Below are 23,998 nucleotides of genomic sequence, written 5' to 3'. Positions count from 1 at the left end.
CGGCTACAGCACCAGCAGCATCCGGGAGTTACCCAGGGTGTTGGGCTTGACGTAGCTCAGGTCCAGGAACTCGGCCACTCCGATGTCGTAGGAACGGCACATCTCCTCGAACACCTCTGCGGTGACCGGTGTGCCCTCTATCTCGGTGAAGCCATGTCGAATGAAGAAACCGGTCTCGAAGGTCAGCACGAACAGCCGGCGCAACTGCAACTCCCTGGCGACTTCGCCGAGCCGTGCGACGATCGCGTGACCGATACCGTGCCCGGTGATCGCGGGATCGACGGCAACGGTGCGAATCTCCCCGAGATCGGACCACAGCACGTGCAGGGCTCCGCAGCCCACGACTTTGCCCTCGATGTCGGGGTGTTCGGCCACCCAGAACTCCTGGACGGCCTCGTAGAGCGTGACGAGGTTTTTCTCCAGCAGGATCTTCCCCGAGTAGGTGTCGACGAGCTGCTTGATCGCGGGAACGTCGGATGCCCTCGCGCGTCGAATCGTCGGCCGATGATCGCCTGGACTTTCGGTCACCTATGAACAGTATCGACGTGGACGACCAGATGAGGCGGTCTGCGGTTATTCTGTTGCCGTGTCAGCACAGCCGCGAACCGGCCAGGCGGAAAGTCGCGCCGGGATCGTCAACCTGGCCAATGTGTTGACTCTGCTGCGACTGCTGCTGGTCCCGATCTTCCTGTATGCGCTGTTCTTCGCCGACGGCCACCACACGGTCTCTCGTGCGGTGGCTTTTGTGATTTTCGCCGTGGCCTGCATCACCGATCGGTTCGACGGGCTGCTGGCCCGCAACTACGGCATGGCCACCGAATTCGGCGCATTCGTCGACCCGATCGCCGACAAGGCCCTGATGGGCGCGGCATTGGTCGGCCTGTCCATGCTGGGGGATCTGCCGTGGTGGGTCACGGTGGTGATCATGGCCCGAGAGCTGGGGATAACCGCGTTGCGACTGGCCGTCATCCGCCGCGGAGTCATTCCGGCGAGCCGGGGCGGCAAGCTCAAGACCGTGGTCCAGGCGGTGGCGATCGGACTGTTCATCCTTCCGCTCTCCGGATGGCCGCACACCGTCGCGGCGGTGCTGATGGGTGTTGCGATCGTGCTCACCCTGGCCACCGGCGTCGATTACGTCGCCTCGACGGTCCGCGAAATCCGCGGTACCGCGCGCGATGCCTAGATCGGAGCCCGTCGGGAACACAGACCCCCCGGCCGACGTTCTATCGACAGTTCGTGCCCCGGCCGCCGGGCCGTCCGTAGTGGGGGCCGTAGTGCGGGCCGTAGTGGCGATGATGGCGATGGGACGTAGGGAGAGATCGATGGCGCTGTTGGTACGGGAGGTGATTGGCGACGTGCTGCGCGACGCCCGTACTACGCGGGGCAGGACACTGCGTCAGGTGGCCGATTCTGCGCGTGTCAGCCCGGGGTACCTGTCGGAGGCAGAACGTGGCCGCAAGGAGCTTTCCAGCGAGCTTCTCCACGCGATCTGCGCAGCGCTGGAGGTTCCGATGTCACAGGTGCTCATTGATGCCGGTCACCGGATGGCGCCGGTCGAGCACGCCGGCCACCGCCCGGGCACCGATACCGCCAGCGCCATCGACCCCGGCACCAAGGTCGTCATTGCGTCCGGCGCCACGACCGGAGACATGGCGCCGATGACATTGGGGCCAAGGGTGGGGCAAAGCGCGCTGACCTACTAGGTTGATTGTCAGGGCCGCGGTTCGGGCCGGGGCTGTCAGGCAAGCAGGCACACGACAAGCGAAGGCGGAGCTAACCGATGGCCAATCCGTTCGTCAAAGGGTGGAAGTACCTGATGGCGCTGTTCAACTCCAAGATTGACCAGCACGCCGACCCCAAAGTGCAGATCCAGCAGGCCATCGAGGAGGCCCAGCGCGCACACCAGGCGCTGACCCAGCAGGCCGCACAGGTGATCGGCAATCAGCGTCAGCTGGAGATGCGGCTCAACCGGCAACTGGCGGATATCGAAAAGCTCCAGGTCAATGTTCGTCAGGCGCTCACGCTGGCCGACCAGGCGACGGCTACCGGCGATGCCGACAAGGCGGTCGAGTACACCAATGCCGCCGAGGCGTTCGCGGCCCAGCTGATCACCGCCGAGCAGAGCGCCGAAGACCTCAAGGGGCTGCACGACCAGGCGCTGCAGGCGGCGGGCCAGGCCAAGAAGTCCGTCGAGCGCAACGCGATGGTGCTGCAGCAGAAGATCGCCGAGCGGACCAAGCTACTCAGCCAACTGGAGCAGGCCAAGATGCAGGAGCAGGTCAGCGCCTCGTTGCGGTCGATGAGCGAAATCGCCGCGCCGGGCAACACGCCCAGCCTCGATGAGGTCCGCGACAAGATCGAGCGGCGCTATGCCGACGCGGTGGGTTCGGCCGAACTCGCCCAAAGCTCCGTGCAGGGTCGCATGCTCGAGGTCGAGCAGGCCGGCGTGCAGATGGCGGGCCACTCGCGGCTGGAACAGATCCGCGCTTCGATGCGTGGCGAAGCGTTACCGGCCGGTGGCGCGGCGACCCCTGCCGCCCAGGCCGCCCCGCCGGCCGTATCCCCGGCGAAGCCTGCCACCAAGGCCGACGGACCGCTCCCCGAGCAGCCCCAAGGCCAGAAGTAGGTTTTCCCCAGGTGGCCGCCAAACCGAATCGACACACCCGCTTCCCGGCGCTGCTGCAGCGGCAATACGAGGTCATTGCGGACTTCGCGGGCCAGGTTGCCCGCACGATCGGCATTGCGACCGATGCCCGGGCGCGGATGCTGCGCCGACGCCGCCGCGCGCTGCGGTGGGCCTGGATATTCACTGCCGGATGTGCGTTCTGGGCGTTGCTGACGGCTGTGCTGGCGGCTTGGGGCTGGTTCACCCTGCTACTGCAGATCACCGGTGCGATCGCCGTGGTCCAGGTGATTCCCGCGACGCTGCTGTTCTTCCGGTACCACTGGCTGAAGTCCGAGCCGCTGCCATCCCAGCGGCCGGCCAACGTGCGCCGGTTGCCGCCGCCGGGTTCGGCCGCGCGGCCGGCCATGTATGCGCTGGGCGCTTCCGAGCGCGGGTTGTTCTCCCTACTGGGTGTGATGGAACGCGAACAGATGCTGCCGGCCGGCGAGATCGCCGATCTGACGACCGCCGCGAACCGCACTTCTGCGGCGATGGCGTCCACGGCGGCCCAAGTCGTGTCGATGGAAAGGGCGGCGCACTCGTCGGAATCTTCGCGGGAATACCTGGTTCCGACCATCAACGCCTACATCGGTCAGCTGGGCGCCGGAGTTCGTCAGTACAACGAAATGGTTACCGCCGCAGCTCAATTGGTATCATCGGCAAGCGACAGCGGATCGGCCGTAGTGGCGTCGCTGGACCAGCAGCGCTATCGCGATGAACTCGCCGGCGCCACCGACCGCCTGGCCGGATGGGCGCAGGCGTTCGCCGAATTGGCCCCGGTGCGACGGCTGTCGAGCTGATCTTGCCCCGGGTCGCCCCGGCCCGTCCACCCGCGGGCCGCCCCGCCGAGGTCTCCCCGCCAGACCCTGCCCCGGCAAAGCGCCTCTACAGCGTGGCCCGCAGGGCCGGGATCACCATCCCGGCCAGCCCGCGAACAGTGGCCTTGAGCATGTCGAGGGTGTCGAAATAGTCCCGCCACAGGGTGATTTGGCCGTCGCGCAGTTCGAACACTCCGCAGACCCAGAACTGCACGCGAAACCGGCCGAGGATCAGCACGTCGGTCCGCTCGGTGAGTACCGCGGCGCCGTCGGCCGCGATCCGGTGGATCTTGACTTCGAAGCCGATGCGCCCCTGCATTTTGCGCAGCAGCTTGGCCGTGCGCCGACCGCCCCGGACCCGGGAGAAACCCACGTTCTCGTAGATGAGATCGTCGTCGAGAGCCGACTCGACGGCTTCGAAGTCCTCGTTTTGCAGCGCGTCCAGAAAACTTTCGACGATGTGGATGTTGTCGGTGGACTCGGCTGTCGCGCGCATCGGCTCGGTCATGCTGCCAGCGTAGGCGAGTATTGGGTGTCGACGCTGTGGCAGGGTGATCCGGGTGCGCGTTGCCGAGGTCGCCGGGCCTGATCCCGGACACTCGTTTCCCGCCATCGCGCTGTGCCGGCGCTTCGCCCGGGCCGGTGACACACCCACGTTGTTCACCGGGGCGCAGTGGTTGGCTGCCGCCCGCGGGGTGGGGATCGACGCCGTCGAGTTGGGCGGACTGGTGGCTTCCGACGAGGACGTCGATGCCGGGGCGCGGATTCACCGGCGAGCGGCGCACATGGCGGAGCTCCTGGTGCCCGCCTTCGCTGACCTGGCGCCGGACCTGGTGGTGTCCGATGTCATCACAGTCGGCGGGGGCATGGCCGCCGAGCTGGCGGGAATCCCGTGGATCGAGCTCAACCCGCATCCGCTCTATCTGCCGTCGAAGGGGTTGCCGCCGATCGGCAGCGGACTCGCACCGGGCACTGGGCCGCTCGGTCGGTCGAGGGACGTCGTCATGCGGACACTGACCGCACGTTCGGTGCGTCTCGGCCTGCGCCAGCGTGCGGCCGCCCGGGCGGGGATCGGCCTGCCCCCCGGTGATCCCGGGCCGTTGCGCCGGCTGATCGCAACGCTGCCGGCGCTGGAGGTGCCTCGCCCGGACTGGCCAGCGGAGGCCGTCGTCGTCGGACCTCTGCATTTCGAGCCGACCGACCGGGTGCTGCGGATCCCGGCCGGCAGCGGACCGGTGGTTGTGGTGGCGCCGTCGACAGCGGCAACCGGCACCGCCGGGCTGGCCGAAGTCGCACTGGAATGCCTACGGCCCGCAGACACACTGCCGGCCGGATCACGGGTTGTGGTGTCGCGGCTCGGTGGCGAGGAGCTCACGGTGCCCCCATGGGCGGTGGCGGGGCTGGGCCGGCAGGACGATCTGCTGGCACATGCGGATCTGGTGATCTGCGGAGGCGGCCACGGACTGGTGGCCAAGACGATGCTCGCGGGGGTCCCGCTGGTGGTGGTTCCCGGTGGCGGTGATCAATGGGAGATAGCCAATCGGGTCGTTCGGCAGGGCAGCGGGCGGCTGATCCGGCCGTTGACCGCCGAGCGTTTGGTGGCCGAGGTGGGCGAGGTGCTGTCGAAGCCGGGATACCGCGGCGCAGCACGGCGGGCCGCCGCCGGTGTTTCCGTCGTGGCCGACCCGGTGCGGGTGTGCCGGGACGCGCTCGCGCTTGCGGGATGATCCACGCGCCGGCCGGCCCGCCGGCCCTGTTCAGCGCGCTTGCTCGCGAGCGTAACGCCACAGCGAAATTCGGAGCGCGAAATCGCAGCCCCGTTACGCTCGCGAATGACTCGCGGCTGCCTGGCCCGAATTCGGCCGCACGCCTGGGTGCTAAGCAAAATGTCCGAACCCAGGGGTGCGGGTGTGCCGGGACGTGCTCGCGCTTGCGGGATGATCCGGCGCTGGCCGGCCCGGTATCTTGGCTGGCGTGCGGCGCACGGAGTTCAACGAGCGGGTGATGCTACGGTTCGGTGCTGCCTACGGGTCATCGGTGCTGGTAGACCATGTTCTGACCGGGTTTGACGGCCGGACTGCCGCGCAAGCGATCGAGGACGGGATCGAGCCGCGTGATGTGTGGTGGGCGCTGTGCGCGGATTTCGACGTGCCGCGCGACCAGTGGTGAGAAAGCCGGGTGCCGGGCGAAATCGGTGCATGAGGGCGTGTCGTACTTGAGTCGAACAGATGTTCGGCTACTGTGGTGGCATTCGACGACCACGACTTGTCGGTGGCCTTCTCTAGGGTCACGACCAACCGGCCAATACCGGTCGTTGAACACCGAACTATTAGGAGAAACACCATGGCACAAGCCCCTGATCGCGAGAAGGCCCTGGAACTGGCGATGGCCCAGATCGAGAAGAGCTACGGCAAAGGCTCGGTGATGCGCCTCGGCGAAGAGGTGCGGCAGCCGATATCGGTTATCCCGACCGGGTCGATCGCATTGGACGTGGCCCTTGGCATCGGCGGTCTGCCGCGCGGGCGGGTTATTGAGATCTACGGTCCGGAGTCTTCGGGTAAGACCACAGTGGCGTTGCATGCGGTGGCCAACGCCCAGGCTGCCGGCGGGGTTGCGGCATTCATCGATGCCGAGCACGCGCTGGACCCCGAGTACGCCAAGAAGCTCGGTGTCGACACCGATTCCCTGCTGGTCAGCCAGCCCGACACCGGGGAGCAGGCGCTGGAGATCGCCGACATGCTGATCCGCTCGGGTGCGCTGGACATTCTGGTCATCGACTCGGTGGCGGCGCTGGTACCGCGTGCGGAGCTCGAGGGCGAGATGGGTGACAGCCACGTCGGGCTGCAGGCCCGGCTGATGAGCCAGGCGTTACGGAAAATGACTGGCGCGCTGAATAATTCGGGAACAACGGCGATCTTCATCAACCAGCTGAGGGAAAAGATCGGAGTGATGTTCGGCTCGCCCGAGACGACCACGGGTGGCAAAGCACTGAAGTTCTACGCGTCGGTGCGCATGGATGTTCGACGCATCGAGACACTCAAGGACGGCACGAACGCGGTCGGCAACCGCACTCGGGTCAAGGTCGTCAAGAACAAGGTGTCACCACCCTTCAAGCAGGCCGAGTTCGACATCCTCTACGGCCGGGGGATCAGCAGGGAAGGCTCGCTGATCGACATGGGGGTGGAGCACGGCTTCATCCGCAAGTCCGGGTCCTGGTTCACCTACGAGGGTGAACAACTCGGCCAGGGCAAGGAGAATGCCCGCACCTACCTGCTGGACAACGCTGATATGGCCAACGAGATCGAGAAGAAGATCAAGGAAAAGCTCGGCATTGGCGCAGTGGTGACCGATGACAGCGTCTTGCCCGCCCCCGTCGACTTCTGACCGAGGCGAAGAGCAGGCGCGGGCACTGTGCCTGCGCCTGCTCACCACCCGGTCACACACCAGGGCCGAGTTGGCCGGGCGGCTGGCGAAACGAGGTTTCTCCGACGGGCTCGCCGGCTCCGTGCTGGATCGATTGTCTGCGGTCGGGCTGATCGATGACGCCGAGTTCGCCGAGCAGTGGGTGCGGTCGCGGCGAGCCAAGGCGGGCAAGAGTAAGCGGGCGCTGGCTGCCGAGTTGCACACCAAGGGAGTGGACAACGACGTGATCACCTCGGTGCTGGCCGGGATCGACGCCGGTGAAGAGCGGGATTGCGCCGCGCAGCTGGTACGTCGCCGATTGCGCCGGGAAGTGCTGGGCGACGACGACGCGCGTGTCACCCGCAGACTGGTCGGAATGCTGGCCCGCCGCGGCTACAGCCAGACGATGGCCTGCGAGGTGGTGTTCGCTGAGATGAGGGCCGAGCGGGAGCGCCGTCGGGTGTAGGGCTGAGCTGGCCGCTGGCCGCTGGCCGCTGGCCGCTGGCCGCTGGCCGCTGGCCGCCGAGCCCCGAGCCCCGGTCGCTGGGCGCTGGCTGCCAGGCGCTGGGCGCCGGGTCTCGGGCGCCGGGTGCCGGGCCTCGCAAACGCCTCGGCTGGCGCACCCCAGCCGAAGAACTTGACCGACTACTCTCAGATCCGTCCACATTCGTTGCAGCCACCGCTTGAATCCAAGGCGTTCACCCTGCGCCCAGGGCGCCCTGCACTCGCACTTCTGCGCCACCAGCGCAGAGTCATCCGCGCGGCATGCCCCGTGGGCCTGACGGCATGCCCTGTGTGCCTCGCGCGATGCCCTGTGGTCCTGACGGGATGCCCTGTGGCTCTGCTAGCTGCGGGTTGAGTCGTTTCACCCCGGCCCCCGTACCATGGCCCCGTGACTTCGACGGCGCCGGGGACTAGCGGTGGGGCACGGACCTACCAGGTCCGCACCTACGGCTGCCAGATGAACGTCCACGACTCCGAGCGGCTGGCCGGTCTGCTGGAGGCGGCGGGCTTCCGGCGTGCCGGCGAGGGCACCGACGCCGACGTCGTCGTCTTCAACACCTGCGCCGTGCGGGAGAACGCCGACAACAAGCTCTACGGCAACCTCAGCCATTTGGCGCCGCGCAAGCGGAGCAATCCTGACATGCAGATCGCGGTGGGCGGTTGCCTGGCGCAGAAGGACCGAGACAGCGTACTGAAGCGGGCGCCCTGGGTCGATGTCGTTTTCGGCACCCACAACATCGGGTCGCTGCCGGTGCTGCTCGAACGGGCCCGGCACAACAACGAGGCGCAGGTAGAGATTTCCGAGGCGCTGAGGGAATTCCCGTCATCGCTGCCCAGCGTACGTGAATCAGCCTATGCCGCTTGGGTTTCCATATCGGTTGGATGCAACAACAGCTGTACGTTCTGCATCGTGCCCTCGTTGCGGGGCCGCGAGGTCGACCGCAGCCCGGCCGACGTCGTGGCCGAAGTGCAGTCCCTGGTGGACCAGGGAGTGCTCGAAGTCACCCTGCTCGGCCAGAACGTCAACGCCTACGGAGTCTCATTCGCCGACTCGGCGATCCCCCGCAATCGGGGCGCGTTCGCCGAGTTGCTGCGGTCCTGCGGCCGAATCGACGGGCTCGAGCGGGTCAGGTTCACCTCGCCGCACCCGGCGGAGTTCACCGACGACGTCGTCGATGCGATGGCCCAGACGCCGAATGTCTGTCCGGCGCTGCACATGCCGTTGCAATCCGGATCGGATCGCGTGCTGCGGGCAATGCGACGCTCCTACCGTGCCGAGCGCTATCTGGGAATCATCGAGCGGGTCCGGGCGGCCATGCCGCACGCCGCCATCACCACCGACCTGATCGTCGGATTCCCCGGGGAGACCGAGGGCGATTTCCAGGCGACCCTGGAGGTGGTGCGTCAGGCCCGGTTCGCTGCCGCTTTCACCTTCCAGTACTCGCGGCGTCCCGGCACGCCGGCCGCCGAACTCCACGATCAACTGCCCAAAGCCGTTGTGCAGGAACGCTACGAACGGTTGATCGAGTTGCAGGAGCAGATCTCCCTGGAACACAATCGAGCGCTGATCGGCGAAACGGTCGAACTGCTGGTGGCCACCGGCGAAGGGCGAAAAGACGCCCGAACCGCGCGGATGAGCGGACGGGCACGCGACGGGCGCCTGGTGCATTTCACCGCCGATCAGGGAGCCGGCCCGCAGGCCGGGAGCACGGTGGTGCGGCCGGGTGGCCCGGCTAACCGGGACCCGGTGGTGCGGGCGGGTGATGTCGTCACCGTCGAGATCACCGACGCCGCACCGCATCACCTGATCGCCGACGCCGGAATCCGGACACACCGGCGGACCCGCGCCGGTGACGCTTGTGCTGCGGGCCACCGACCCCCCGGTGTCGGCCTCGGCATCCCTGCCGTAGGGCGGCCCACCGAGCCGGCCGCGGCGGGATCGACGGGCTGCTGACGGCAGAACCTGGAACGGAGAAACACACGTGGCGGACTTCGACTCCTACCGGTCCGAACTCGAGGCGGCTGAACGCCGCGTCGCGCGCGAAATCAATCCCGGTGCACGGGCACTGGTAGTCGCAATCCTGGTGTTCGTACTGGTGGGATCGTTCGCCCTGCCGTATACCGGCGCGGTGCGGGGTTGGGACACATTGTTCAACACCCACGGCGCCGCCGACGCGGCGGTGACGTTGCCGCTGCGGATTTTCGGCTGGCTGGCGCTGGTGTTCGGTGTGGGATTCTCGGCGCTGGCCCTGCTCACCCGCCGCTGGGGCGTCGCCTGGGTGGCGCTGGCCGGAACGGGGGTGGCCGCAGCCGCCGGTCTGCTGGCGGTCTGGTCGCGCCAGACCGTGGCCGCGGGCAACCCGGGCCCGGGTGTGGGGCTGTTCATCTCGTGGATAACGGTGATCGTGTTGACGTTCCACTGGGCACGGGTGGTGTGGCAGCGAACCATCGTGCAGCTGGCCGCAGAGGAGGTGCGCCGGCAGGCTGCCGCGGAGCGTGATTCCAAGAGTCTGCTGGACGACCTGGCGCCCGGCACGAAGGAGGAGGAGGAGCCGCCCGGGCCCGCCGGCCCCACCGATGGTTAGGGCTTGCGGGTCAGGGCCTTGGCGGCGGCGTCCGCCCACTGCCGCCACTGCTCGGCATTGGCCGCGGCCTCCTCGGCTTCCTTGACCCGACCTGCCGCAGCCGCTTTGGCGGATTGCTTTTCGAACTGCTCGGCGCGGGTGCGGAACTGCTCGGCGCGGGCCTGGGCCTCGGGATCGGTCCTGGATTCGCCGGATTCCCGTACCTTCTTCTCGACCGCGCGCAGCCGCCTCTCGAGGTCGGCGGACTGTTCGCGTGGGACTTTGCCGATCGCATCCCATTTCTCGGTGATGGTGCGCAGAGCCCTGCGTGCAGCGCCGCTGTCGTCGGTGTCGAGTTTCTCCGCTTCGGCCAGCAGTGCCCGCTTGGCCGTGGCATTGGCCACCTGCTCGGCGTTATTCTCCGCCGTGGAGGCATTGCGAGCCTTGAAAAAGGTGTCCTGAGCGCCCTTGAAGCGTCGCCACAGGGCGTCATCGACATCCTTGCTGGCCCGGCCGGCCGCTTTCCAGTCCGCCAGCAGCTTGCGGTACTCGGCGCTGGTGGCAGCCCAGTCCGTGGAATCCGACAACGCTTCGGCGCGCTCGCAGAGCTGTTCCTTGGCCTGGCGGACGCCGGCCCGATCACGGTCCAATTCGGCGAAATGAGATCCCCGGCGCCGGCTGAAGGTATCTCGCGCCAGCGAGTATCGCTTCCACAACACGTCGTCGACCTTGCGGTCCACCGCGACGAGAGTCTTCCATTCGTCGAGGATCTCCTTGAGCCGGTCCCCGGCAGCTTTCCACTGGGTCGAGTTGGCGGCCAGGTCTTCGGCCTCGGCAGCCAGCGCCTCCTTGCGCGCGGTCTGCTCGGCACGCAGTTCCTTGCGCCGGGAGCGGTGCGCGGTGACGTAGACGTCGATGCGCGCACAGATGTCGGCCAGCCGGTCTGCAATAGCGTCGACGTCTCCCAGCACCGTTGCCGTGGGCAATGTTTCAGCCAGTGACTTCGCTTGACCGGTGATCTTGCGTGGATCCCCGGTCCCCGAAATCAACCGTTCCTCGATCAGAGCGACTTCGGTGCTGAGGTCGTCGAAGCGCCGGCCGTAGAACGCGAACGCAGCTTCGGTATCGCCGGCCTGCCAGGAACCGATCACCCGTTCCCCTGCCCGGGTGATCAGCCAGACCGTTCCATCGTCGTCGATCCGCCCGAACCGGTGCGGGTCGCTTTGCGGGGGCGTCGTGACGTGGGCCCGGGCGCTCGGTTGCGCCCCCGCCCCGGGGCGGGGACCCGGTAGCGGGCCCGGCCGGGGTCGCGACGCCGGTTTGGGGAGTCCGCGGGAAGCCGGGCCGGTGGCCGGTTCACTGGTCGACGCTGCGGTGTCGTTGTCGCGGGGCTGGTCAGCTGTCATTGCGGTCTACCTACTCCTCATACCCGTCGCACGGTCAACCGTGCACCTGCCGCGCAAAGCGGCTCCACTGCCGGTGGCGGGAGATTGGCCAGCAGGACGTGCTTGGAGATGCTCGTCCACCCGGTCCTGCCAACCGGTCCCGACTATGTATTGAAGCAGTTCGGCGGCTGCGGTGTCGCAGCACCGTGAATCTGGTCGGACGACCCGCCGGTGGCGTGCCCGCCTGGGTGTGTGGCATCTCGCGGGACAGCCGCTAGTTTTGGTGCTGTGCTCAGCGCCGTGGCGATCATCCCGTCCGCGCCGGTACTGGTCCCTGAGCTGGCCGGATCGGCCGCTGGTGAGGTCGCTGATCTGAGGTCGGCGGTCGATACCGCGGTGGCCGTGCTGCCGACCCGCTGGATCGCCGTCGGCATCGGGGCGGCGGATGCGGAGCTGGGACCACAAGTCTGCGGCACCTTCGCGGGTTTCGGCGTCGACGTGCGGGTTCGGCTGGGACCCGAAGCCGGGGCCCCGAACCCGGTCGAACTACCGCTGTGCGGGTTGATGGCTGCCTGGGTGCGCGGGCGGGCCGGGGACGACCGTAGTGTGCAGGCCCGGGTCTACGCCGCCGATCTCGGCGGGGATACCGCACGGTCTAGGGGGCGGGAATTGCGCGCCTCGATCGATCGGGAACCCGAACCGATCGGTGTGCTGGTGGTGGCCGACGGTGTCAACACCCTGACCCTCGATGCCCCCGGCGGCTACGACCCCGACGGCACCCACGCCCAGCAGTTCCTCGACGAAGCGCTGGCCGGCGGTGACGTCGGCGCCCTGACCCGATTGCCCGCGCGCGTCCTGGGCCGGGCGGCTTTTGCGGTTCTGGCCGGGCTGACCGAGCCCGGGCCGCAGTCGGCCAAGGAGCTCTACCGCGGCGCTCCCTTCGGCGTGGGCTATTTCGTCGGTGTCTGGCAGCCGTGAGGCCACTGGCGATCGTCGGTCCGACGGGCACCGGCAAGTCGCAACTGGCCCTCGATATGGCCGAATATCTGGCCGGTGAGCCCGGCTGCCCCGGCGGCGCCGAGATCGTCAACGCCGACGCGATGCAGCTCTACCGCGGCATGGACATCGGGACCGCCAAGCTCCCCGCCGTGGCGCGGCGCGGCATCCCGCATCATCAGCTCGACGTACTCGACGTCACCGATGTCGCCTCGGTCGCGGGCTACCAGCGGGCGGCCGCGGGCGACATCGAAGCGATCCTGGCCAGGGGAGCGGTGCCGATCGTGGTCGGCGGTTCGATGCTCTACATCCAGTCGCTGCTGGACGACTGGGCATTCCCGGCGACCAACCCGGCGGTGCGCGCCCGGTGGGAGCGGCGACTCGTCGAGATCGGGGTCGCGCGGTTGCACACCGAGCTGGCCCGGCGCGACCCGGACGCCGCAGCGGCGATTCTGCCGTCCGACGCACGCCGCATCGTGCGGGCACTGGAGGTCGTCGAACTCACCGGCCGGCCGTTCGCCGCCTCCGCGCCGCGCATCGGGACCCCGCGCTGGGATACCGTCATCGTCGGATTGGATTGCCAGACAGCGATTCTCGATGAGCAGCTGGCCCGACGCACCGACGCGATGTTCGCCGCCGGTCTGGTCGAGGAGGTGCGGACACTTATCGGCCGCGGGCTGCGCGACGGGGTCACCGCCTCGCGTGCGCTGGGCTACTCGCAGGTGATCGCGGCACTCGATGCCGGTGGGAGCGCCGACCAGCTGGCAGCCGCGCAGCAGCAGACGTTCGTCGGCACCCGCCGCTACGTGCGCCGGCAGCGGTCGTGGTTCGGGCGCGACCACCGGGTGCACTGGATCGACGGGACCGCCGCTACCCCCGACACCGCGGCCGGCGCCGTCAGTGCCGCTGACGAGGCACTGCGGGCGTGGCGGCACGTACCCTGATCCTGATCCGCACCGAGGAGCAGCGCACATGATCTTCGCCAAGGGCCACGGCACCCAGAACGACTTCGTGCTGCTGCACGACGAGGGCGCCGAGGTCGAGTTGCCGGCTTCCCGGGTCGCCGCGCTGTGCGACCGCCGCCGCGGTCTGGGCGCCGACGGTGTACTGCGGGTGACCACCGCCGGGGCGGCCCGAGCCGCCGGCGTGCTCGACCGCCTACCCGACGGCGTGGTTGCCGACGACTGGTACCTGGACTACCGCAACGCCGACGGGTCGACCGCACAGATGTGCGGCAACGGAGTCCGGGTGTTCGCCCACTACCTGCGCGCCAGCGGTCTGGAGAGCCGTGACGAGTTCGTCGTCGCCTCGCTGGCCGGGCCGCGGCCCGTCACCGTGCACAGCGTCAGCGCGGCCGACGCCGACATCACCGTCGACATGGGCAAGGCCGCGAAACTCGGGTCGGGGGAGGCGACGGTGGGGGGCCGGCGGTTCGCCGGGATGGCCGTCGACGTGGGCAACCCGCACCTGGCCTGCGTCGATGAGAGCCTGACCCCGGAAGATCTGGCGGCCCTCGACGTCGCGGCGCCGGTCGGTTTTGACCCCGGGCAGTTCCCCGACGGCGTCAACGTCGAGATCCTCACCGCCCCGGTGGACGGCCGGGTCCACATGCGGGTGCATGAACGCGGGGTCGGGGAGACCCGTTCCTGCGGAACCGGGACGGTGGCGGCCACCGTCGCCGCACTGGCGACCCGGGGGGCCGAAACCGGGACGCTGAGTGTGCACGTCCCGGGGGGTGCCGTCGTCGTCACCGTGACCGCGACATCCAGCTTCCTGCGCGGCCCGTCGGTGCTGGTCGCCCGCGGCGAACTGGTCGAAGGTTTCTGGCGCGCCCCGCAGTGAGCCCGGGATCGATATTCGGATGCGCCGGTGGCTCCGGCGTGTCACCATCGGACACAGGTTATGACGTACTCAGATTCACCCGATGACGGGCAGATGCGGCCAGTGCGGGCCGGGGCGGCGGTGTCCGGCGCGGCCGCACCCCCGCCGAGCACCGGCGAACTCGCGCTCGACGACCGATCGGCGCTGCGCCGGGTCGCAGGGCTTTCGACCGAGCTTGCCGACGTCTCCGAGGTCGAGTACCGCCAGCTGCGCCTGGAACGAGTGGTGCTGGTCGGAGTGTGGACCCAGGGCAGCGCCGCCGAGTCCCGCGCCAGCATGGAAGAACTCGCGGCCCTGGCCGAAACCGCCGGCTCGCAGGTGCTCGAAGCCCTCATCCAGCGCCGCGACCGGCCCGACCCGTCGACCTACATCGGCTCGGGCAAAGCCCGGGAACTGCGCGAGGTGGTGGTGGCGACCGGCGCCGACACCGTCATCTGCGACGGTGAACTCTCCCCAGCCCAGCTGACCGCGCTGGAAAAGGCCGTCAAGGTCAAGGTCATCGACCGCACCGCGCTCATCCTCGACATCTTCGCCCAGCACGCCACCAGCCGGGAAGGGAAAGCGCAGGTGGCACTGGCGCAGATGGAGTACATGCTGCCCCGGCTGCGCGGCTGGGGCGAGTCGATGTCGCGGCAGGCCGGCGGCCGGGCCGGCGGCAGCGGCGGCGGGGTGGGCCTGCGCGGGCCCGGCGAGACCAAGATCGAAACCGACCGGCGCCGTATCCGCGAACGCATGGCCAGGCTGCGCCGCGACATCAAGGCCATGAAGCAGGTCCGCGACACCCAACGCAGCCGGCGATTGCAAGCCGATCTGCCCTCGATCGCGATCGTCGGCTACACCAATGCGGGCAAGTCCAGCGTGCTCAATGCGCTGACCGGGGCCGGAGTGCTGGTGCAGGACGCCCTGTTCGCCACGCTGGAGCCCACCACCAGGCGCGCGGAATTCGACTCCGCTTCCGCCGGTTCCTACACCATCACCGACACCGTGGGTTTCGTGCGGCACCTGCCCACCCAGCTGGTCGAAGCGTTTCGTTCCACCCTGGAGGAGGTGGTCGACGCCGACCTGCTGCTGCACGTCGTGGACGGCTCCGACACCAACCCACTGGCGCAGATCAGCGCGGTCCGGCAGGTGATCTCGGAGGTGATCACCGACCACGACACCAATGCTCCGCCGGAGTTGCTGGTGGTGAACAAGATCGATGCCGCGGGCGATCTGCAGTTGGCCGGACTGCGCCACGAGCTGCCCGGCGCCCTTCTGGTGTCCGCGCACACCGGTGAAGGCATCGACGGGCTGCGCGGGCGCATTGCCGAACTCGCCATGCCGACTCGCGTGGCGGTCGACGTGGTGATCCCCTACGACCGCGGCGATGTGGTGGCCCGGGTGCATTCGGAGGGCCGTGTGCAGGCCGCGGAGCACCAGGCGGACGGCACCAGGATCAGGGCGCGGGTACCCGTTGCACTGGCTGCCGTTCTGCGCGAGTTCGGTTCACCGGGGTAGTCGGGGCGTGGCGCTTGGCGCCCGGCGCGCCGCCGCGCCTCGTGCCGGGGACCGGGGGTGTCGGACCGCATCCGCGTCCAATGGTTCCGGCCGCCGACCAACCGCCCGGTTGGTATATGTTGGTCGACGGAGTCCGCTTCACCGGAGACCCGGAGGTCGTCAGCATGGGCAGCGCCATCAAATTCCAGCGCACAATTTTCGAACCCGAGCACGAGTTGTTCCGCGAGTCGTATCGCAGCTTCCTCGACCGGCACGTCGCGCCCTACCACGACGAGTGGGAGAAGGCCAAGATCGTCGATCGGGGCGTGTGGCTGGAAGCCGGCAAGCAGGGCTTCCTCGGTATGGCGGTGCCCGAGGAGTACGGCGGTGGCGGCAATCCCGACTTCCGTTACAACACGATCGTCACCGAGGAAACCGTCGCCGGGCGCTACAGCGGAGTCGGGTTCGGTCTGCACAACGACGTCGTCGCCCCCTACCTGCTGCACCTGGCCAACGACGAGCAGAAGCGGCGCTGGCTGCCGAAGTTCTGCACCGGAGAACTGATCACCGCGATCGCCATGACCGAGCCCGGAACCGGCAGCGACCTGCAGGGCATCAAGACCCGCGCGGTCAAGCACGGCGACCACTACCTGCTGAACGGGTCGAAGACCTTCATCACCAACGGGATCAACTCCGACCTGGTGATCGTGGTCGCCCAGACCGATCCGGAGAAGGGCTCCCAGGGCTTCTCCCTGCTGGTGGTGGAGCGCGACATGGAGGGCTTCGAACGCGGCCGTCACCTGGACAAGATCGGGCTCGACGCCCAGGACACCGCCGAACTGTCGTTCACCGACGTCAAGGTCCCCGCCGAGAACCTCCTCGGCGAAGAGGGCTTGGGGTTCATCTACCTGATGCAGAACCTGCCGCAGGAGCGGATCAACATCGCCATCATGGCCGCCGCGGCCATGGAGTCCGTGCTGGAGGAGACGCTGCGATACACCAAGGAGCGCAAGGCTTTCGGCAAGCCGATCGGCAGCTTCCAGAACAGCCGCTTCGTCCTGGCGGAGCTGGCCACCGAGGCTACCGTGGTGCGCGTCATGGTGGACCAGTTCCTGGCCCTGCACCTGGAAGGGAAGCTGACCGCGGAGCAGGCCGCACTGGCCAAGTGGTACTCCACCGAGAAGCAGGTGCACCTGATCGACCGCTGCCTGCAGTTGCACGGTGGATACGGCTACATGCGCGAATACAACGTCGCCCGCGCCTATCTGGATGCCCGGGTCCAGACGATCTACGGCGGCACCACCGAGATCATGAAAGAGATCATCGGCCGCGGGTTGGGGGTCTAGCGGTCGAGCCGGGTCCCACCGGAATCCCGTTTGCCCCGGCGCACCGAGATCAGCGACGACGCCGTGGTGACCAGCAGCACGGTGAGGATGACCGCCAACGACGTCGTGGTGCTGATTTCCCGCAGCGGCACCGGCTCGCCGTGGTTGATGAACGGCAGCCGATTGTGGTGCAGTGCTTCCAGGATCAGCTTCACCCCGATGAAGCCCAGAATCACCGCCAGGCCGTAGGACAGATGCACGAGCCGGTCCAGCAGATTGTCTATCAGGAAATACAACTGGCGAAGACCCAGCAGGGAGAACGCGGTCGCGGTGAACACCAGATAGACGTTCTGGGTCAGCCCGAACATCGCCGGTACCGAATCGAAGGCAAACAGGAGGTCGGTGCCGCCGATGGCGATCATCACCACCAGCAGGGGCGTCATCACCCGTTTTCCGTCGACGACAGTGAACAGCCGGTCGCCGTCGTAGTTCGTCGACGTCGGCAGGAATCGGTTGACCAGCCGGATGACTATTCCGCCGGCGCTATCGACGGTGTGATCTTCGGGTTCGGCGGGTTTGGCGAGCCTGCCCGCCATGACCAGCAACACCAGACCGAATACACCGAGCGCCGAACTGAAGGCGTGGATGAGCGCGGCCCCGAGCAGGATGAACACCGTGCGGGCGATGAGCGCGAACGCTATGCCGAACAGCAGTACCTTCTGTTGGGCGATACGCGGCACCCCGAAGCTGCCGATGATCACCACGAAGACGAACAGGTTGTCCACGGAGAGGGCTTCGTTGCTCAGATAGCCCGCGAAGTACTCGACTGCCATGCGGGTGCCACCGAAGACCGCGACGGCGATGCCGAAGGCGGTCGCGATCCCGATGTAGAGCGTCGACCAGATGGCAGCCTCGCGCAGGGTCGGCACATGGGTTTTTCGCACGTGGAAGAGGTAGTCCACGAGCATCAGGCCGGTAATCAGGGCGATGGTGAGGCCCCAGACCAGTCCCGAAACGGCCATTCTCCCCAGAGGTCCTTTCACAGAGTCGGCGGCGATCCTGTCTCGGGCACGCTAGCGCACCGGAAGTGCGGGCCGCAGTTCGAATTCTCGCGACACGGATCCTCTCCGGCATCGTTTCGATATCAGGTCGGTATACGTTTCCGTAGTATTCGGAAATCTACTTCGTATTTCTTGATCGCTAGAGGAGAGTAATGCGAGGCCAGCGACGATCCAGTTCGTAGCTGGTGGATCGCCTGCGGCGGTCCATTTGCCGGTCCGCGAATGTGAACCGGTTATTGACTGGGAGGCTTGGTGAACGGGCAGACAGGCATATCTGGCACGCGGGTGGGGCGTCGGTTGCGCAGGCTGAAGACCGCCACGGTGGCCGCCGGGGCGGCACTCGGAGTGACCTTGGCTCTGGGGTTGACGACGATAACGTCGTCGCTCGAGGCTTCGGCCGCTCCGGTCGACGATGCCGAGGCGGCCATGATGGCTGCCTGGGAGCAGGCGGGCGGGGCGGCGTCGCCGCTAGGCACCCGCAAAGGCGATGTCTATCCGGTCGGCGCGGGCTTCGCGTTGGAATTCGACGGCGGCAAAATGTATTTCACCCCGGAGACCGGGGCTAAATACATGTATGGCCCCGTGCTGGACAAATACGAGTCGCTGGGCGGGCCCGCCGATAGCGCTCTGGGTTTCCCGACCATCAACGAGGTTCCCGGCCTCGCCAGCCCGGACAGTCGCGTCAGCACCTTCTCCGCGGGCGACAACCCGGTGATTTTCTGGACACCCGACCACGGGGCATTCGTGGTCCGCGGCGTGATCAACGCGGCCTGGGACAAGTTGGGAAGCTCCGGGGGGCCGCTCGGCGCGCCTATCGGAGATGCATCTTTCGGTGATGTAGTTTCGCAGAAGTTCACCGGAGGCGAGGTGTCGTGGAATCGTCAGACCAGGGAGTTCGCCACCGATCCACCGGAGTTGGGGGAGCAACTCGTGGATCTCGACGTGACGATCGATCCGACGGTGGCCATCAACTCCGCCTGGAGCGCAACCGGCGGCTCGGATGGCCCGCTTGGTTCGAGGAAGGGTGATCAGTACCCGATTGGCGGAGACGGAATCGCTCAGGACTTCGACGGCGGCAAGATTTTCTTCAGCCCGGCTACCGGGGCCCATGCGGTAGAAGGGGCGATCCTGGCGAAGTACGAGGAGCTGGGTGGTCCGGTCGGCAGTGACCTGGGCTTCCCGATCACCAACGAGGCTGACGGCGGGATCGAGCCGGCAAGCCGGATCGTCACGTTCTCCGCTGCCGACGGGCCGGTGATCTTCTGGACTCCCGACCACGGGGCATTCGTGGTGCGCGGCGCCATCGTGGTGGCGTGGGACCAGCTGAAGGGGCCACTCGGGCAACTCGGTGCCCCGGTCGGTGATCAGACGATTGACGGGGACGTGGTATCGCAGAAGTTCTCCGGCGGCACGATCTGGTGGAACCGCTCTACGAACGCGTTCAGCACCGATCCGGCGAACCTGGCGTCGGCGTTGTCCGGCCTGCAGGTGTCAGGGCAGAGCCAGCCGAGCACTTCCGTGTCGTCCCCACCGAGTAAGAAGCTGACTTTCCACTGGTGGTGGTTGATGGCGGCGGTGCTGGGAGTCCTGTTGGCGGCGATGGCGGCGTCAGTCGTTTCCAGTCTTCGGCGGCGTCGCACTGCCCGCCGCCGTTCGTCGGGTGAGGCAGGTGATCGCGAAGATTACCCGGATATCGACTATGGGCGCGATTTCGACAGGGGCTGGCCGCGCGACGACGTCGACTACGGCTCCGAGGACTTCCCGCCCGCCGGCGGGCACCCAGATTCCGGCCCCGTGGGCAGGGTCAGCTGGTCCAGGGGTTCGGTGGGTCAGGTGCTCGAGGACGACCGCGATGCCCCGGGTACCGGGGAGTTCCGGGAGTTCCGGGAATACGGCGAGTTCCGGGAGTTCCGGGAGTTCGGCGAGTCCCGGGAGTTCGGTGAGTCCCGGGAGTTCGATGAATTCGACGAAATCGAGGGTGCAGACCCCGACACTGTCGACACCACGGTGATCCGTATTGCGACCAGCGTAGACGGCGACGAGGAAGACCTAGACTCGGCGGTCGCGTACTCGCGCGGCGGAGCCGTCGAATCCGACCCCGGTTCGGTCGTTCCGGACATCCTCTATCCGGCGACTGAACCCGCGGATGACGAGTCGCCCGATCTGGCGGCTCCGATGGACGCGGAAACGGCCGAGGCGCGCGCAGGCAGGCACGCTGCCTTTGATGACGCGGAAGGTGCCCTGGACGACGCCGTCGGCGACGCCGCGGAATTTGCCGGCGAATACCCCGACGACTACGCGGTGGAATATGCGGCGGAAGAGGAGACGCCGTATTCGGCCGCCGCCCGGGCCGAAGCTCCCGCGGCGGGGCCTGCCGCCGGTCATGCCGGCGGCGCCGGTAGCCCGGTGATTCATCTGCCGATCGACGGCGATCCCTATCGGGCACCGGATGGCTACCCGATCAAAGCCAGCGCACGGTTCGGTCTGTTCTACACGCCCGACAACCCGCACTACCACGACACGCTGGCCGAGCTCTGGTTTGCGAACGAGGACGCCGCTCGGGCCAGCGGCCTCATCCGGGCTGACTGAGAAACTGCGGCCCTGGGTCGCGCCCCAGCTCCGCAGCTCCGCCCCGCCGCGCTCCGCAGCCGCCGCGCCGCCGCGCAGCCGCGCAGCTCGCCGAGCGTAACGCCAGTGCGATTTTTCCGGTGAGTTTTCGCCCTGGCGTTACGCTCGGCGAATCTGTTGGGGGCGGGGGGCCAACCGGCGCGCCCGGGCGGCGAGGCCCGCGCGCCGCGCGGCCCCCTGTCAGGCTTGTGACGCCCCCGACCCCCGACCCCTGACCCCCAGCCCCTGACCCCCAGCCCCTGACCCCCAGCCCCTGGCCCCTGGCCCTCGACCCCCAGCCCCTGGCCCCTGGCCCCCTGTCAGGCATGCGACGCCGCAAGCGTGTCGTACGGCAGATCCAGGTGTGTACGCATTTGCGGGACATACCATTGCCGCGGCGATACAGGCATGCTTCCAACCCTGCCGGTAGCGCTGCACGATCAACAATCGTCCGCGCAGCGTTGTGTGGGCACTACGGTGAGACGCCGGTACCTGCGGGTTCGTGATGGGCCTTCGATAAGCCACACCCCAGCTGGAGGTTCTCCTCACATCAAGTCAACACACTCGCTGCCAACGTCATGGCCGGATATAGCTAGACCTTGCGGATAACGGTGACAACCTTGCCGAGGATGGTCGCGTCGTTGCCCGGGATCGGATCGAAAGCCGGGTTGTGCGGCATCAGCCACACCTGACCGCCGGCACGCTTGAACGTCTTGACAGTGGCCTCGCCGTCGATCATGGCGGCGACAATGTCTCCGTTGTCGGCGACGTGCTGCTGGCGCACCACGACCCAGTCGCCGTCACAGATGGCGGCCTCGACCATGGACTCACCGACCACCTTGAGCAGGAAGAGCGTCCCCTCTCCGACCAATTCGCGAGGTAGCGGGAAGACATCCTCGACAGCTTCCTCTGCCAGGATCGGCCCTCCGGCGGCGATACGCCCGAGGACGGGTACGAACATCGGCTCCGGCAGCGAGTCCGAGCCGGCAACCTCGGTGCGGTGCGGTGCCACGGTGTCATCGACACCGCGCACCTCGACGGCTCGGGGACGGTTCGGGTCGCGACGCAGGTAGCCCTTGCGCTCCAATGTGCGCAGTTGATGCGCGACCGAGGATGTCGACGTCAGACCGACCGCGTCGCCGATCTCGCGGATGCTGGGCGGGTATCCCCGCCCGGTTACCGATGCGCGGATGACCTGAAGAATGGTGTGCTGTCGGTCGGTCAGTGCGGAATCGTCTGCATGTCCGGCCGAGCCGCGTGGGTCGTTGCTGTCGCTCATGAATCCGAATGTAGCCGCACGCGGCCCAAGAATCAAACATGTGTTCGATGGGCGTGTCCGGGGGTTTCCTCGACATCCGGCTCGCGGGGGAGGAGTGAATCACACATGTGTGATTTTCGCCGATGCGGGGTATCCGCAGAGCCTGACGGGCGGGTTGTGCCGGGTAGGGCTTGTCGGTGGTGGGGTCTACGGTTCTGCTTGTGCGACACGCATCGCTCAAATGTTCGATATCGAACGCATGAGCGATTAGTATCGAACATACGAGCGATAGGCAGCGACTGGAGGAAGCGGCATGACACTGATTTACCCGGGCCCGAATATCTACGCGAGTCCGAATATCTACGCGAGTCCGAATATCTACGCGAGTCCGGAGCGCACGCGAAGCACGCGGACGCCGGTAGGCAGGCCCCCTGGCCGGCCCACCGACAGGCCCACCGACAGGCTCGCTGGTCGGCCAGTGGGCAGGCGGATCGGCGGCTCTCGCCGGCGCCGGGGCAGCACGTCATCGTTCACCGGGCCCTCGCCGTCACGCCCGGGTGCGTCCCCGATGCGCTACCCGGGCACCGGTGTAGCGATGTCGACCGCAGCACATCGCCAGGGTCCGGTGAGTGTGGCGGCGACGCTGGGCCTGGCCCTGGCGGCCGGAGTCATCACGCTGTGGTTGGGCCTGATGGCGAACTTCGGCAACCTGGTCAGCGGGGACATCGCCGATCCGGCCGAACCCGCGTCCCCGGTTCCCGCGGCGCTGGCGGTGGTTCGGGTCGAACCGGGGGAGTCTCTGCAGAACCTGGCTTCCAGGGTGGCGCCGGCGGCGCCGGTCGATGAAGTCGTCGAAACCATTCGGGGTCTCAATGCGCTGGCCTCGAATGCGGTGGTGGCCGGTCAGACGTTGATTGCGCCGGTCGGCTGAGGTGGGTGAGCGGCGGCAGCTCCAGGGTCCACCGGTACGCTCGGGGTGTTCTACCCGGGAGTTCCACCCGGGTGTGACGCAGCGACCAAGGAGGGCTATGCACTGCCCCTTCTGCCGGAATCCCGATTCGCGAGTGATCGATTCACGAGAAACCGACGAAGGCCAGGCCATCCGCCGGCGTCGGTCGTGTCCGGAGTGTGGACGGCGGTTCACCACCGTGGAAACCGCGGTGTTGGCCGTGGTGAAGCGCAGCGGAGTCACCGAGCCGTTCAGCAGGGAAAAGGTGATCAGTGGGGTGCGTCGCGCCTGCCAGGGATGTCAGGTCGACGACGATGCGTTGAACCTGCTCGCTCAGCACGTGGAGGATGCCGTGCGTGCCGCAGGCCCCGAAGTTCCCAGCCACGATGTGGGACTGGCAATCCTGGGGCCGTTGCGCGATCTCGACGAGGTCGCGTACCTGCGATTTGCCTCGGTCTACCGCTCGTTCTCCTCGGCCGCCGACTTCGAGCGCGAGATCGAAGTACTGCGGGCGCACCGCAAAGTGCCGGCTCCGGGCTGATCGGAACCGCTAGGCTGGACCAATGGCTGTGGACCTGCACGCGAACCTCAGCGAACTGGCTCCGTTAGTGGGCACCTGGTCCGGGCGAGGAGCGGGTGACTACCCGACGATCGAACCCTTCGAATACCGCGAAGAAGTCTCCTTCTCCCACGTCGGCAAGCCGTTTCTGATCTATTGGCAAAAAACCCAGTCAGTCGTGGACGGAACCCCCATGCATGCAGAAACGGGATATCTGCGGGTGCCGGAGCCGGGTCAGCTGGAGTTCGTGCTGTCCCACCCAAGTGGTATCACCGAGATCGAAGTCGGCACCTATACGGTCCGTGCAGGTGTCATCGAGTTGGAGATGACGGCCAGCAGCATCGGCCAGGCGCCATCGGCCAAAGAGGTCTCGGTGCTGGGCCGCTCTTTCCGGATCGACGGCGATGAACTTTCCTACTCGCTGCAAATGGGTGCGGTTGGTCTGCCGTTGCAGCACCATCTCTCCGCCGTGCTGCACCGCCGGGACTGAGCGCCGCCGTGCTGCACCGCCGGGACTGGGCGCCGTCGGCACTGAGCACCGCCTGCGC

At 67.5% G+C, this 23,998-nt stretch carries 23 protein-coding genes and 2 pseudogenes; 19 read left to right on the top strand and 6 right to left on the bottom strand.

The window, feature by feature from the left end; genetic code table 11:
• Positions 1-3 precede the first annotated feature (3 nt).
• Complete coding sequence (locus ACK5M9_RS05290; protein ID WP_416892128.1) at positions 4-528, bottom strand: amino-acid N-acetyltransferase; 525 nt, start codon at positions 526-528, stop codon at positions 4-6.
• 58 nt (positions 529-586) lie between these two features.
• Between ACK5M9_RS05290 and pgsA the strand changes: the two genes are divergently transcribed.
• From pgsA to pspM, 4 genes are all read left to right on the top strand, one after another.
• On the top strand, positions 587-1,183 hold the full coding sequence (gene pgsA / locus ACK5M9_RS05285) for a CDP-diacylglycerol--glycerol-3-phosphate 3-phosphatidyltransferase (RefSeq protein ID WP_416892127.1): 597 nt from the start codon (positions 587-589) through the stop codon (positions 1,181-1,183).
• A gap of 139 nt (positions 1,184-1,322) precedes the next feature.
• Positions 1,323-1,703, top strand: coding sequence for a helix-turn-helix domain-containing protein (locus tag ACK5M9_RS05280; RefSeq protein ID WP_416892126.1), 381 nt, complete (start codon positions 1,323-1,325; stop codon positions 1,701-1,703).
• A gap of 77 nt (positions 1,704-1,780) precedes the next feature.
• A complete protein-coding gene (gene pspA, locus ACK5M9_RS05275) occupies positions 1,781-2,626 on the top strand; it encodes a phage shock protein PspA (RefSeq protein WP_416892125.1) in 846 nt (281 codons plus the stop codon).
• Positions 2,627-2,637: 11 nt separating this feature from the next.
• Entirely contained in the window at positions 2,638-3,465 is an 828-nt protein-coding gene (pspM, locus tag ACK5M9_RS05270) for a phage shock envelope stress response protein PspM (RefSeq protein ID WP_416892124.1), read from the top strand.
• Positions 3,466-3,550: 85 nt separating this feature from the next.
• Here the strand turns inward: pspM and ACK5M9_RS05265 are convergent, their stop codons facing one another.
• Positions 3,551-3,991, bottom strand: coding sequence for a limonene-1,2-epoxide hydrolase family protein (locus tag ACK5M9_RS05265; RefSeq protein ID WP_416892123.1), 441 nt, complete (start codon positions 3,989-3,991; stop codon positions 3,551-3,553).
• 52 nt (positions 3,992-4,043) lie between these two features.
• Between ACK5M9_RS05265 and ACK5M9_RS05260 the strand changes: the two genes are divergently transcribed.
• From ACK5M9_RS05260 to ACK5M9_RS05235, 6 genes are all read left to right on the top strand, one after another.
• Complete coding sequence (locus tag ACK5M9_RS05260) at positions 4,044-5,210, top strand: glycosyltransferase (protein WP_416892122.1); 1,167 nt, start codon at positions 4,044-4,046, stop codon at positions 5,208-5,210.
• Positions 5,211-5,457: 247 nt separating this feature from the next.
• A complete protein-coding gene (locus ACK5M9_RS05255; protein ID WP_416892121.1) occupies positions 5,458-5,652 on the top strand; it encodes a DUF3046 domain-containing protein in 195 nt (64 codons plus the stop codon).
• A 174-nt stretch (positions 5,653-5,826) separates the two neighbouring features.
• The gene (recA, locus tag ACK5M9_RS05250) at positions 5,827-6,867 is read left to right on the top strand and encodes a recombinase RecA (RefSeq protein ID WP_416892120.1); all 1,041 of its coding nucleotides are present in this window, start codon (positions 5,827-5,829) and stop codon (positions 6,865-6,867) included.
• Entirely contained in the window at positions 6,833-7,351 is a 519-nt protein-coding gene (recX, locus tag ACK5M9_RS05245; RefSeq protein WP_416892119.1) for a recombination regulator RecX, read from the top strand. The genes recA and recX overlap by 35 nt, the downstream gene beginning before the upstream one ends.
• A 495-nt stretch (positions 7,352-7,846) precedes the next feature.
• Positions 7,847-9,343, top strand: a complete 1,497-nt coding sequence (gene miaB, locus ACK5M9_RS05240) for a tRNA (N6-isopentenyl adenosine(37)-C2)-methylthiotransferase MiaB (protein WP_416892145.1) — start codon at positions 7,847-7,849, stop codon at positions 9,341-9,343.
• 28 nt (positions 9,344-9,371) lie between these two features.
• Complete coding sequence (locus tag ACK5M9_RS05235; protein ID WP_416892118.1) at positions 9,372-9,974, top strand: hypothetical protein; 603 nt, start codon at positions 9,372-9,374, stop codon at positions 9,972-9,974.
• On the opposite strand, the gene ACK5M9_RS05230 is transcribed toward ACK5M9_RS05235, so the two are convergent.
• A complete protein-coding gene (locus ACK5M9_RS05230; RefSeq protein WP_416892117.1) occupies positions 9,971-11,359 on the bottom strand; it encodes a DUF349 domain-containing protein in 1,389 nt (462 codons plus the stop codon). The genes ACK5M9_RS05235 and ACK5M9_RS05230 overlap by 4 nt on opposite strands.
• Before the next feature lie 267 nt (positions 11,360-11,626).
• On the opposite strand from ACK5M9_RS05230, the gene ACK5M9_RS05225 reads away from it, so the two are divergent.
• From ACK5M9_RS05225 to ACK5M9_RS05205, 5 genes are all read left to right on the top strand, one after another.
• Positions 11,627-12,316, top strand: coding sequence for a hypothetical protein (locus ACK5M9_RS05225; RefSeq protein WP_416892116.1), 690 nt, complete (start codon positions 11,627-11,629; stop codon positions 12,314-12,316).
• Positions 12,313-13,278: a tRNA (adenosine(37)-N6)-dimethylallyltransferase MiaA gene (miaA, locus tag ACK5M9_RS05220; RefSeq protein ID WP_416892115.1), complete on the top strand. Its 966-nt coding sequence runs from the start codon at positions 12,313-12,315 to the stop codon at positions 13,276-13,278. The genes ACK5M9_RS05225 and miaA overlap by 4 nt, the downstream gene beginning before the upstream one ends.
• Before the next feature lie 28 nt (positions 13,279-13,306).
• Positions 13,307-14,176, top strand: coding sequence for a diaminopimelate epimerase (gene dapF / locus ACK5M9_RS05215; RefSeq protein WP_416892114.1), 870 nt, complete (start codon positions 13,307-13,309; stop codon positions 14,174-14,176).
• A gap of 60 nt (positions 14,177-14,236) precedes the next feature.
• A complete protein-coding gene (gene hflX, locus ACK5M9_RS05210; protein ID WP_416892113.1) occupies positions 14,237-15,712 on the top strand; it encodes a GTPase HflX in 1,476 nt (491 codons plus the stop codon).
• Positions 15,713-15,876: 164 nt separating this feature from the next.
• Positions 15,877-17,037, top strand: a complete 1,161-nt coding sequence (locus ACK5M9_RS05205) for an acyl-CoA dehydrogenase family protein (protein ID WP_416892144.1) — start codon at positions 15,877-15,879, stop codon at positions 17,035-17,037.
• A 38-nt stretch (positions 17,038-17,075) separates the two neighbouring features.
• On the opposite strand, the pseudogene ACK5M9_RS05200 reads toward ACK5M9_RS05205, so the two are convergent.
• Positions 17,076-18,038, bottom strand: a pseudogene (locus ACK5M9_RS05200) (TerC/Alx family metal homeostasis membrane protein); the annotation flags it as partial.
• A gap of 291 nt (positions 18,039-18,329) precedes the next feature.
• Between ACK5M9_RS05200 and ACK5M9_RS05195 the strand changes: the two are divergent.
• Entirely contained in the window at positions 18,330-20,666 is a 2,337-nt protein-coding gene (locus ACK5M9_RS05195) for a hypothetical protein (protein ID WP_416892112.1), read from the top strand.
• A gap of 367 nt (positions 20,667-21,033) precedes the next feature.
• Here ACK5M9_RS05195 and ACK5M9_RS05190 read toward each other — a convergent pair.
• Both ACK5M9_RS05190 and lexA read right to left on the bottom strand, forming a co-directional pair.
• Positions 21,034-21,191, bottom strand: a pseudogene (locus tag ACK5M9_RS05190) (helix-turn-helix domain-containing protein); the annotation flags it as partial.
• Positions 21,192-21,276: 85 nt separating this feature from the next.
• Positions 21,277-21,963, bottom strand: coding sequence for a transcriptional repressor LexA (lexA, locus tag ACK5M9_RS05185; protein WP_416892111.1), 687 nt, complete (start codon positions 21,961-21,963; stop codon positions 21,277-21,279).
• A 457-nt stretch (positions 21,964-22,420) separates the two neighbouring features.
• Between lexA and ACK5M9_RS05180 the strand changes: the two genes are divergently transcribed.
• The 3 genes from ACK5M9_RS05180 to ACK5M9_RS05170 all read left to right on the top strand — a co-directional run bounded on the left by ACK5M9_RS05180 (position 22,421) and on the right by ACK5M9_RS05170 (position 23,940).
• Positions 22,421-22,873, top strand: a complete 453-nt coding sequence (locus tag ACK5M9_RS05180; RefSeq protein WP_416892110.1) for a hypothetical protein — start codon at positions 22,421-22,423, stop codon at positions 22,871-22,873.
• Positions 22,874-22,970: 97 nt separating this feature from the next.
• Positions 22,971-23,432 (top strand): transcriptional regulator NrdR, encoded by a 462-nt coding sequence (gene nrdR, locus ACK5M9_RS05175; protein ID WP_416892109.1) that lies wholly within the window; start codon positions 22,971-22,973, stop codon positions 23,430-23,432.
• 22 nt (positions 23,433-23,454) lie between these two features.
• Entirely contained in the window at positions 23,455-23,940 is a 486-nt protein-coding gene (locus tag ACK5M9_RS05170) for a peroxynitrite isomerase (RefSeq protein ID WP_416892108.1), read from the top strand.
• Positions 23,941-23,998: the final 58 nt, after the last annotated feature.

The sequence above is a fragment of the Mycobacterium sp. genome (assembly GCF_047975165.1).
Taxonomy (GTDB): Bacteria; Actinomycetota; Actinomycetes; order Mycobacteriales; family Mycobacteriaceae; genus Mycobacterium.
The sequence above is the reverse complement of the archived record's forward strand: the minus strand, read 5'-3'. Positions and strand labels throughout refer to the sequence as shown.